Source organism: Amycolatopsis anabasis, assembly GCF_009765355.1.
Lineage (GTDB): Bacteria > Actinomycetota > Actinomycetes > Mycobacteriales > Pseudonocardiaceae > Amycolatopsis > Amycolatopsis anabasis.
In genome coordinates, this window is the sequence record NZ_VTHK01000112.1 from 1 (window position 1) to 10870 (window position 10870).

At 70.4% G+C, this 10870-nt stretch carries 7 protein-coding genes and 1 pseudogene; 5 read left to right on the forward strand and 3 right to left on the reverse strand.

Going from position 1 to position 10870, the window contains the following annotated elements; all coding sequences use genetic code 11:
* The 3 genes and pseudogenes from FXO23_RS49600 to FXO23_RS49610 all read left to right on the forward strand — a co-directional run.
* Positions 1–216, forward strand: a pseudogene (locus FXO23_RS49600) (lipoyl synthase); the annotation flags it as partial.
* A gap of 6 nt (positions 217–222) precedes the next feature.
* Entirely contained in the window at positions 223–1596 is a 1374-nt protein-coding gene (locus FXO23_RS49605) for an L-serine ammonia-lyase (protein ID WP_158896041.1), read from the forward strand.
* 45 nt (positions 1597–1641) lie between these two features.
* Positions 1642–2385 carry a FadR/GntR family transcriptional regulator gene (locus FXO23_RS49610; RefSeq protein WP_158896043.1) on the forward strand — a complete coding sequence of 248 codons (744 nt, stop codon included), beginning with the start codon at positions 1642–1644 and terminating at the stop codon, positions 2383–2385.
* Positions 2386–2454: 69 nt separating this feature from the next.
* Here the strand turns inward: FXO23_RS49610 and FXO23_RS49615 are convergent, their stop codons facing one another.
* On the reverse strand, positions 2455–3027 hold the full coding sequence (locus tag FXO23_RS49615; protein WP_158896045.1) for an HD domain-containing protein: 573 nt from the start codon (positions 3025–3027) through the stop codon (positions 2455–2457).
* A 122-nt stretch (positions 3028–3149) separates the two neighbouring features.
* On the opposite strand from FXO23_RS49615, the gene FXO23_RS49620 reads away from it, so the two are divergent.
* Positions 3150–5126, forward strand: a complete 1977-nt coding sequence (locus tag FXO23_RS49620) for a transglycosylase domain-containing protein (protein ID WP_246258614.1) — start codon at positions 3150–3152, stop codon at positions 5124–5126.
* 86 nt (positions 5127–5212) lie between these two features.
* A complete protein-coding gene (locus tag FXO23_RS49625; RefSeq protein WP_158896047.1) occupies positions 5213–6718 on the forward strand; it encodes a type 1 periplasmic-binding domain-containing protein in 1506 nt (501 codons plus the stop codon).
* A 24-nt stretch (positions 6719–6742) separates the two neighbouring features.
* Here FXO23_RS49625 and FXO23_RS49630 read toward each other — a convergent pair whose 3' ends face one another.
* Together FXO23_RS49630 and FXO23_RS49635 are read right to left on the reverse strand one after the other, a co-directional pair.
* On the reverse strand, positions 6743–7189 hold the full coding sequence (locus tag FXO23_RS49630) for a hypothetical protein (protein ID WP_218952433.1): 447 nt from the start codon (positions 7187–7189) through the stop codon (positions 6743–6745).
* Positions 7190–7194: 5 nt separating this feature from the next.
* The coding region (locus tag FXO23_RS49635) for a DUF6531 domain-containing protein (RefSeq protein WP_158896051.1) at positions 7195–10870 on the reverse strand (3676 nt) is incomplete at its 5' end.

Here is a 10870-nt window from a genome sequence, read left to right on the forward strand (position 1 = left end):
AAACCCGAGGAGTTCGTCGAGCATTCGAAGGCCGCCGAAGCGATGGGCTTCGCCGGGGTGATGGCCGGGCCGCTCGTGCGCTCGTCCTACCGCGCCGGTCGGCTGTACGCGCAGACCAAGCGGCACCGGGGCGAGGAACTGCCGGGGAACCTGGCACACCTGGCCGAAGCCGGGCCCGCCGCCCAGGAAGCCAGCGCACTCCTGGCGAGAAGGTAGGCCGAGATGGCGATCAGCGTCTTCGACCTGTTCTCGATCGGCATCGGGCCGTCCAGTTCGCATACGGTCGGCCCGATGCGCGCCGCGCGGACGTTCGTCGACGGGCTGGCCGCGGACGGTGTGCTCGCCGAAACCACCAGGGTGCGGGCCGAGCTGTTCGGTTCGCTCGGCGCGACCGGGCACGGGCACGGCAGCGACAAGGCCGTGCTGCTCGGCCTGTCCGGCGAACGGCCCGAATCGGTCGACACCGGCAGCGTGCCGGTCCGGGTGGCGGCGATCCGGGAATCCGGGCGGCTGAACCTGCGCGGCGCCCGCGAGATCGCGTTCGACGAGGACACCGATCTGGTGATGCACCGGCGGAAATCGCTGCCCGCGCATCCGAACGGCATGACCTTCGCGGCCTACGACGCCCAGGGTGCGGTCCTGCGTGAACGCACGTACTACTCGGTCGGCGGCGGGTTCGTCCGCGATGAGTCCTATGTGGACGAACCGGTGATCACCGAGGACGCGACGCCGGTGCCGTACCCGTTCCGCACCGGCGCGGATCTGCTCGGGCACTGCGCCGCGACCGGGTTGCCGATCAGCGAGATCATGCTGCGCAACGAGCTGTCCTGGCGCACCCGCGAGGAGGTCCGGGCGGGGCTGCTGGACATCTGGCACGTGATGGCCGAATGCGTGCGCAACGGCTGCGAGCACGACGGCGTGCTGCCCGGCGGGCTCAAGGTGCCGCGGCGGGCCAAGGCGTTGCACGACAAGCTGTGCGCCGAGGACGGCGTCGGCGATCCGCTGTACGCGATGGACTGGGTGAGCCTGTACGCGCTCGCGGTGAACGAGGAGAACGCCTCCGGCGGGCGCGTGGTGACCGCGCCGACCAACGGCGCCGCCGGGATCATCCCCGCGGTGCTGCACTACTACCGCCGGTTCGTCGAGGGCGCTTCGGACGACGGCGTGGTCACGTTCCTGCTGACCGCGGGCGCGATCGGCTCGGTGCTCAAGCAGACCGGGTCGATCTCCGGCGCCGAGGTCGGCTGCCAGGGCGAGGTCGGTTCCGCGTGCGCGATGGCGGCGGCCGGGCTCACCGAGGTGCGGGGCGGATCACCCGAGCAGGTGGAGAACGCCGCCGAGATCGGCGTCGAGCACCACCTGGGGCTGACCTGCGATCCGGTCGGCGGGCTGGTGCAGATCCCGTGCATCGAGCGCAACGCGGTCGGCGCGTCGAAGGCGATCCACGCCGCCCGGATGGCGCTGCGCGGCGACGGGAGCCATGTGGTCACCCTGGACAAGGCCATCAAGACCATGCGGGAGACCGGCGCGGATATGAAGGTCAAGTACAAGGAGACCGCGCGCGGCGGGCTCGCGGTGAACGTGATCGAGTGTTGACGCCCGTAGACTCACGGTGAGCGTTGGTCGCTGTGAGGAGGCATCGTGAGCGTCGAACCCGAGGCCGGAGCGGCCGTTACCGGGGCGACCGCGGGCGATGCGCTGTTCCGGCCGGTGCGGGCGGGGAACGCGTTCGAGGAGACGGTCGAACGGCTGCTCCAGTCGATCCGGCTCGGCGTGGTGGGCGCGGGGGAGAAGCTGCCCTCGGAGCGTGAGCTGGCCGAACGGCTCGGCGTCAGCCGGGTGACCCTGCGGGAGGCGATCCGGGCGCTCGCCGACGCGGGGTACGTGGAGTCCCGGCGCGGCCGGTACGGGGGCACGTTCGTGAACCAGACGCTGCCCTCGCCGCAGTCCGCGGGCGGCCCGCGGCCGACCGCGACCGGGCTGGAAGACGTCCTGTGCCTGCGGCACGTGCTGGAGACCGGCGCGGCGGAGATGGCGGCGGCGCGCTCGCTGACCCCCGCCGAACGCCGCCACCTCACCGGCACGCTGTCCGAGGCGTCGACCTCCGACCTGGCCGACTACCGGCGCAAGGACTCGCGGCTGCACCTGGCCATCGCCGAGGTCACCGCCTCCGGCTCGCTGACCACCGCGATGGCCGACGTGCGGACGCGGATCAACCAGTTCCTGGACGAAATCCCTTTGCTGGAGCCGAATCTGGAGCATTCGAACGCCCAGCACGAGGCGATCGTGGACGCCATCCTCGCCGGTGACCCGGAAGCCGCGCGCCGGGCGATGGCCGAACACATCGAAGGCACCGCCTCCCTGCTCCGCGCCTTCCTCAGCTGACCCCGCCGCGAGTTACACAGCCAGGCACGCGAGTTACACGTTCGGGTATGCGAGTTACACGTTCGGTGCCTAGCGCTCCCGCCAGGCGAGCGGGGACATGGTGACCGCCGCTTCGGCAACCCTGTGTGCGGTGTCGGTCGTCAGGCCCTTGCGAGCCGATTCGATCCACCCTTCGACCCGCTGAACCCCCTGCTCTCGGTACTCGACAGCTTGGAGCAGCATCTCGAGCTTGTCCGCGTCCTTCGCACAGCGAGCTTCGATCGTTGAGGCGTTTTCGTATTCGTCGATTGCCTCGCGTACGGAGTCCCGCGCCGCCGGAGACAGATTGGCGGTTTGATCCTCAGTGATCGCCCGAGGATCAGGCTTGGTCAGATACGGCCGGACGGTGTGTGGGAGATCGCCCGTACGGGTCTCCTGGCTGTCGTGCCAGATGGCGAGGTAGGCCGCTCTTGCCGGATCGGCGCCTTCCTCGGCCGCGAGCAGCCCGGCAAGCTGCGCGGCTCGAAGGCTGTGCTCGCCGACCGACTCCGGATCGCGGATCCCGGCCTGCCACCAGCCGGACCGGCGGATCCGCTTCAAGATGCCGAGCTCGTATCCGAACGCCGCCAATGCGGCATCGCTTTCCGGCAACGCGTCGCTCATGACTGCTCAGGGTAACGAAGTGACCCAGGTCACGGGGAGGTCTCGATTTAGTTGCAACCGATGAGGCCGGTCGCCGCATTGAGGGGGTGGGCAGGGGACGAGGTGTCCGGGAGGTCGGTGTTGTGGCGGAAGACGAGCGGGAAGGCGAGGGCGCCGGGACGATCCGGCAGGCGCGCCGGAGGTCCGCGCGGCAGAAGAAGGTCTGGCGGCGGATCCGGCGGACCTGTTACGTCCTCCTCGCGCTGGGTGTCCTGCTGCCGGTGAGCGCGTTCGCGGTCGGCTACCTCATCTGGGAGGTGCGCAGCCCGCAGGAGGTGCTCGCCGAACAGGACAAAACGGTGATCCTGCAGTACTCCGACGGCACCGAGCTGTCGAAGATCGTGCCCGAGGACGGCGATCGCAGTTTCGTGCGCTACGCCGACGTTCCGCGGAAGCTCCGGGACGCGATCATCGCGGTCGAGGACCCCAGCTTCTGGAGCAACCAGGGGTTCGACCCGATGGGCATCGCGCGGGCGCTGGTCACCGGGGTCGGCGGCGGATCCGGGATCACGCAGCAGTACATCAAGAAGTCCACCGGGAACGACGAGGGCAGCTACGAACGGAAGTTCAAGGAACTCGTGCTCGCCGCGAAGATCACCCAGCAGCAGAGCAAGGAACAGATCTTCGAAAGCTACGTCAACATCATCTCCTTCGGCCGCAACACGCACGGCCCGGCCGCGGCGATGAACGCCTACTTCGGCAAACCGCTCGGCCCGGACCTCACCTGGAGCGAGGCCGCGTTCCTGGCCGGGATGATCCAGGCGCCCTCGGTGCACGATCCGGCCGCGTCCGGCGACGAGCACGCGGAAAAGCGCTGGGACTACGTGGTGAACAAGCTGACCTCGCGCGGGTACGTGTCGCCCGCCGAACGCGCGGGGATGACCTACCCCGGCAAATCCGTCCTCACCCCGGCGGAAACCCGGGCCGGGCGTGGCAGCTACACCGACTTCCACCTCAAACGCCAGGTGCTCGCCGAACTCGAGGGGCACGGTTTCACCCTCGACCGGCTCCGCCGCGGCGGTATGCGGATCGTCACCACGATCGATCGGCGGGCCCAGCAGCTGAGCGAGCAGGCCCTGCGCGACCGGCTGACCGGGCAGCCGGACCACTTCCGGGCGGCGCTGGTCTCCCTCGAACCCGGCACCGGCCGGGTGCTGGCCTACCAGGGCGGGCGGTGGGGCGTGCGCGACTACGCCGCGACCCCGCATCCGCCCGGTTCGGCGTTCCACCCGTTCGTGACCGTCGCCGGGCTGCTGCAGCGGTCCGGGCTCGACGCGACCTTCCCCGCACCGGAGAAGGCCGAGTTCGGCGGGGAGACCTTCAAGAACGAGACCGACTGCGCCCGCACCGATTTCTGCTCGGTGCGGGAGGCGACCCAGGTGGGCGCCGACACCCCGTTCGTGGAGATGACCCGGCGCTTCGGGGCGCGGAAGGTCAGCGACGCCGCGCACGAAGCGGGGATCCCGATCGACCGGGACGGCAAACCGACGCTGCGGGACGCCGACGGGGTCACGATCGGCCCGGGTATCGCGGTCGGCCGCTACCCGGTGCGGACGCTGGACCTCCTCTCCGCTTACGCCACGTTCGCCGACGGCGGGGTGCGCACCACCCCGCGTTTCGTGTCCAAAGTGGTCAATGAACGCGGTGACGTGGAATGGGCGCCGGAACCCGATCGCGTGCCCGCGTTCGGCCCGGAAATCGCCGACCGGGTCACCGAATCACTGCGCCCGGTGCCCGGTGGAAAGGAACTGTCCGATGGCCGCCCGGCCGCGGCGAAGGCCGGTTCGCACCGCTTTCCCGGCACCGGCGACAACGCCGCGGCCTGGATGGTCGGCTACACCCCGCAGGTGGCCACCGCGGTCTGGGTGGGCGCCGACGAGGAACGCCGCCTGCGCGACGCCGCCAATGCCCGGGTGACCGGGCAGACGGTGCCCGGCGACATCTGGCGGACTTTCATGGATGCCTACCACCAGGGCCTGGAGGTCCGCGCGTTCCCCGGCGCTCCGCCGGCGGTCACGGTCGCCCCGCCACAACTGCGCGCCGCGCCGCCGACCGGTTAGCGGATTCCGCCCCGCCGGGGCCGGTGCTTCGCTACCCTTGCTTCTCGCACTCGCGACTGGCTGCCCCGAAGCGAGGAGTCCGCGTAATGCGCGAGCAGGAAGCGAACCCGTTCGATCCGCCGGAGAAACCGGGCGCCCGCCGGAGACGCCTCGGGTACCTGCTGATCGGCGCGGTGGTGATCATCGGCCTCGCCGTGGGAACGGCGGTCTACGTGGTGAATCGCGGGCCGGAAGAATGCGGCGCCGGGGTCGAGAAACAGAATGGGGAATGCGTCGGCGTCACCGACGGCTCCTTCGTCTTCGATCCCGCCCTCGAGGCGATCGAGGGCAAGATCCTGGCGGAGAACCGGCGGCAGGACGGCAAACCCGCGGTGACCGTCGCCTTCCTCGGCCCACTGACCCCGAAAACGATGAACAGCATCAACCCGGACCGGGTTCGCGCCCAGCTCGAGGGCGCTTACCTCGCGCAACGCGCCGCCAACGCCGGTGACGCCAATCCGAAGATCCGCCTGGTGCTCGCCAACGAGGGCGATCAGGAACTGGCCTGGCCGATGGTGGTCGACAAGCTCAAGGCCATGAAGGACGGGCCGGAGCACCTGGTCGCCGTGATCGGCCTGAGCGTGAGCATCCAGGCGACCGCGGACGGCGCCGCGGAACTGGCCCGCAACGGGATCCCGATCGTGGCGGCCACGGTCGCCGCCGACAACCTCAACAGCACCGCGGCCGGTCTCGGCCACGGCCGGATCGAGGGGTTCACCAAGGTCAACATCGACGTCGCGGACGAATTCGCCGCGATCGGCAGATACCTGTCCGGCCGGCCGGAACTGCGCACGGCGATGCTGGTCGGCGACAACAACCCGATCGACCTCTACGCCGCGTCGCTGACCAACGACTTCAAGACCGTGCTCAAGAACTACTGGGACGCCGGTGGGCAGCGCATCTACCCGTACAACGGAGCGCCCGGCTCACAGGGAATCCGGAACCAGTTCCAGACCATCGCCACCGGTCTGTGCGGGGTCAGCCCGCCGGATCTGGTGTTCTACGCGGGGCGGGCGAGCCTGCTGCCGAGTTTCATCACGCACCTGCGGCAACGCCAGTGCGAACGCGGCCGCACGATCACCGTGGTCAGCGGCTCGGACGCGACCTCGCTGAAATCCGTTCTCCCGCCGCCGACGGAGAGCGACGCCAAGGTGTCGGTCATCTTCTCGGCCCTGGCGGATCCGCTTTCCCTGGGCGATCCCCGGTTCAACCCCGATCAACCGCAGTACCAGCGGTTCGCGGACGCGTTCGTCCGGGAGGGGTTCGACCCCGCCGACATCGCCGACGGCTGGGCGATCATGACGCACGATTCGATGCTGGCGGCCGCGACCGCCATCCACCGGGCGACCGGGCAGTCGGACGTGCTGCCCACCCCCGGCGGCGTCCGCGACCAGCTCTACCTCGCGAACGCGCCGAACACCGCGATTCCCGGCGCCGGGGGCACTTTCATGATCGACTCGACGAGCGGGGACGTCGTCGGCAGGCGGGTGCCCGTGCTGGAACTCCAGGCCGACGGGACACTCGTCGTCCACGCGGTGTACCCGCAGGGCTGATCCGGGTGTGCGCAAAGGAACCACTCACGACTCGTCTGGGTGGTTCTCTGGCACCGGGTGGTCGAGGTCGAGAGTGATGGCGATCCCTGAGGTCGACGTGAAGGTCGCCGTGTCACCGTGGACGGCGATGTCCAGGAACGGGTTCCCGTCGGCGAGGAACACGATCCACACCGGTTTCCGGTCCGCGTCGAGCCGGCCGAAGAACCCCTCCGAACCGTGGGAGCCCTCCCCGCCGCACAGGTAACCGGCGCCGCCGGGAAGTTCGACCTCGCGCATCGGGTCGATCTCGGACATCCAGTCCTCGTCTTCGCGCAGCAGTTCGGCCAGGTCGAACCGTTCCCCGAACTCGAGCCCGCCCGGGGCCTCGGGGTTCGGTTCGACGTCGTAGCCCCACCCGTCCGCGGTGTACAGCGCGTCTTCGATGGGCAGTCGCAGGTCCTGCCACAACCGCGCCAGAAGCGATGCCGCCACGGAACTCATCTCCTTCTCCGCCGTCGGCCACCGCCGCCGCATTCGACGGTCGGCCGTTCGTAGAGCCCATTGTCGGGTACGGGTTCGCCGTTGGGACCGCGGTTCCGGCCGCTCCGGAAACGTCGCTGGAACGACTCCGCCCAGGTTCGCCCGGTCGTGGAGTCGGGATGCGGGGCGTTGGGATCGACCCGCTGGACCGCGACCCGGGCGCCCACTTCCCGCGCGGCGTCCAGCCGCCGGTTGTCGTAGCTCACCAGCTGGCCGTCCACCTCCATGACCCGCAGCGGTGACCTTTCCCAGTCCCAATCACCGTTGCGCATCGCCTCCGCGTAGTCGTTCGGCGAAACCGTTCGCTGGGAGAAGTTGACGTCGTTCGCGTCGACCCATTCGAGGTCACTCGATTCGGTCAGGCCGAGCGCGTCGGTCCAGCCGGTGGGGTTGTGCACGTAGGCGTGCGGGGACGGGCCACCGCCCAGGCCCAGCGGATCGGCGCTGCCGTACCGCCCGGCGGCCGGATCGTAGTAGCGGTGGTAGTTGTAGTTGAGGCCGGTTTCCGGATCGTGGTACTGCCCGGGGAAGCGCAGCGGGGTGTAGGCCCGGTGCGCGAGCTTGCCCAGCGCTTCGCCCCAGAGCGTGGTCTCCTGCCGCCAGGCCAGTTCGCCGCGCGCGTCGACGAGTTCGCTGGGCGTGCCGACCAGATCGGTCACGATGGCGTAGAACTGCTGGTCCACCCATTGCTGGGGGCCCGCCGAGGCCCGTTCCAGCTGGGTGAGCGGCCGGTAGCTCGCCGGGTCGAATTCCCAGGTGGTGGTGTGGCCGTTCGAGTGGATCTGCTCGGCGAGCACGGTGCCGTCCCACACGAAGTCCACCTGCTCGGCGATCGAGCCGTCCGCGGCGAGGAGTTGCTTGGCGATCCGCCGCCCGAGCGGGTCGTACCGGTAACGCCACCGGGAACCGTCCGGAGTGGACACACCGACCAGCCGGTCGTCCGCGTCCCACGCGTAGTGCCAGGTGTCCGGTTTGCGGGAGAGCCGTTTCCGCTGCCGCAGCACCACCCGGCCCTGGGCGTCGTGCCGGTAGTGCAGGTCACCCGCGCGCTGGACGAGAGTGCCGGTGTACTCGCGCGCCCCGCCGCCTTCCGGATCCCGCGTCCGGTCGGCGTGGCTGACGTTGCCCGCGGCGTCGTAGGCGTAGCGCTCCTGCCAGCCGGCGCCTTCGACCCCGATCACGCGGCCGGCCGGGTCCAGGTCGAAATGGCGGACCCCGGCGAGCTGGTCCTCGATCGCGGTCAGGTGGCCGTCCGGGCGGTAGTGGTAGTGGCGCTGCTGGAGTTGCCGCGCCTGCCGGGCCGCCGCCCCGCCGCCGACCACGCTGAGCGTCTGCGCGACCAGCCGGTGGTTCGCGTCCCACGCCTGCGCCACCATGGTCCCGGTGTCCAGCAGCCGTTCGACCTCGCGACCGGCGGGGTCGTAGCCGAACGACATCGTGCGGCCGCCGGTGTGCAGGTTCGTCGGCCTGCCGTTCGGGTCGAAGTCCCAGTGGCTCTGAGCCCCGGTGGGCGTGCGCCGCCGGGTGCGGCGCCCCAGCGCGTCGTAGGCGGAGGAAACGGTCCGCCCGTTGACGGTTTCGGCGAGCACCTGGCCCAGCGCGTCCCGCTGGTACACCAGTTCGGCGTCGGCGTTGCGCGCCCGGACCAGGCGTCCGGCGGGGTCGTAGCCGAACGTGGTGACGGCGTCCCCGCACCGGCGTTCCACGATGTGCCCCATCGGGGCGCGGACGAACCGGGTGGTCTGCCCGGCGCCGTTGGTCCGCTCGATGAGGCGGTTCGCCGCGTCGTAGGCGTAGGTGACCTGGCGGCCGTTGAAATCGGTCTCCCGCACCAGGTTCCCGGCCGCGTCGTAGTCGTACCGCCAGACCAGGCCCTGCGCGTTGGTCACCGACACCAGGCGCAGCGTCTCGTCGTAGCCGAATTCGAGCCGGGCGCCGTCCGGGCCGGTCTCGGCCGTGGGCAGGTTGAAGTGCGTGGTCTCCACCCGGACCGCCTGGCCCAGGGCGTCGACGTGTTCGACCTGGTTGCCCTCGGGGTCGTAGTGCCACCGCTCGACGCTGCCGTCCGGCTTGGTGCGGGAGAGCAACCGGCCTTCCACGGTCCAGGTGAACCGGGTGACGCCGCCCATCGGATCGGTGATCGCGGCGACGCGGCCGAACTGGTCGCAGGTGTAACGGGTGGTGGCGCCCAGCGCGTCGGTGATCGCGATCGGGATGCCCGCGCCGTTCGTCTCGATGCGCCGCTCGTTGCCGAGCGGGTCGACGACCGCGACCCGGTGGCCGCGGTCGTCGTAGCGGTACCGGGTGACCGCCCCGGCGGGATCGGTGACCGCGGTGAGGTTGCCGCGTTCGTCGAATTCCTGCCGCAGCACCGCGCCGTCCGGGCCCACGCACACCGTCGGCTGGCCGAATTCGTTGTATTCGGCCAGCAACTGAGTGCCGTCGGGCCGGGTCGTGGTGAGCAGGTTGCCGTCCGCGTCGTAGGCGAACCGGGTGGTGTGCCCGAGCGGATCGGTCCGGGAGATCAGCCGGTCCTCGGCGTCCCATTCCTGGGTGGTGGTGTGTCCCAGCGGATCGGTTTCGGCCACGACCCGGCGGGCCGCGTTGAGCCGGAACGTCGTGGTGTTGCCGAGCGCGTCGGTGAACCGGGTGATCAGGTTCTCGGTGTCGTAGCTGAAGGTGCCGTTGAGGAAGCCGCCCGAGCCCTGGTTGGCGACGCAGCGGCCCTGGGCGTCGTAGAGGTAGCGGTACCACTCCCCGTTGCGGTCGGTCCACCCGACGATGCGCCCGGCGAGGTCGTAGTCGAACTTCATCGGCCGGTTCGACGAGTTGAGCACCTCGGTCAGCCGGTCGTTCTGGTAGCGGTACCGGGTGACGGTGACGTCCGGGCCGTCCGCGCCGCGCAGCCGCAGCTCGGTGACGCGCCCCTGCTCGGAGCCGACCTCGACGTGGTAGCCGCCGGAGTGCCGGATCGCGGTGAGCGTCCCGGCCGGGTCGCGGTCGAAGTCGATCCGGTTGCCGTTGCGGTCGGTGATCGCGGCCAGCGGGCGCACGTTCGCGGCGACCGCCGGGAAGTGCAGTGTTTCCCCGGTTTCCCGGCGCCGGATGGCGAATCCGCTCTCCGTCCGCGACAGCGGCCACCGGGGGCCGACCTCGGGCAGCACCGCGCCGCGAACCGGCGGTTCGGGGTAGACCAGGAGCATGCCGTCGTCGGCGACGTAGACCACGCCCTGTTCGTCGAACTCGAGCCGTTGGTCCACTGTGGACGCCCACGAGGGGCCGAACAGGCGGCCCGCGCGGTAGGAGGAGACATGCGTGCGGGTCAGCACGAGCGGGAGCACGCCGGGCAGCTCGAGATCGGTCTGCCCGAGCACCATCTCCCCGGTCACGACGTCGATCGGGTCGTTCTCGCACCGGCGCTGGGTCTCCGGCGTCTTGCTGTCGCCGGGATCCTTCGGCCGGTTCGAGCCTTCCGGGGAGTCCTTTCCGGACGTTCCGGGGGTGTCGTTCTTGGCGCCGGACGGGGTGGTCCCGCCGCCGGGCTCATCCGGCGAGTGGGTTCCGGAGGGGGTGATGTCGCCCTTGGGGGCGTTGACGTCGGGGCCGTCGATCTTCTTGCCCGCCTTGGCCGCC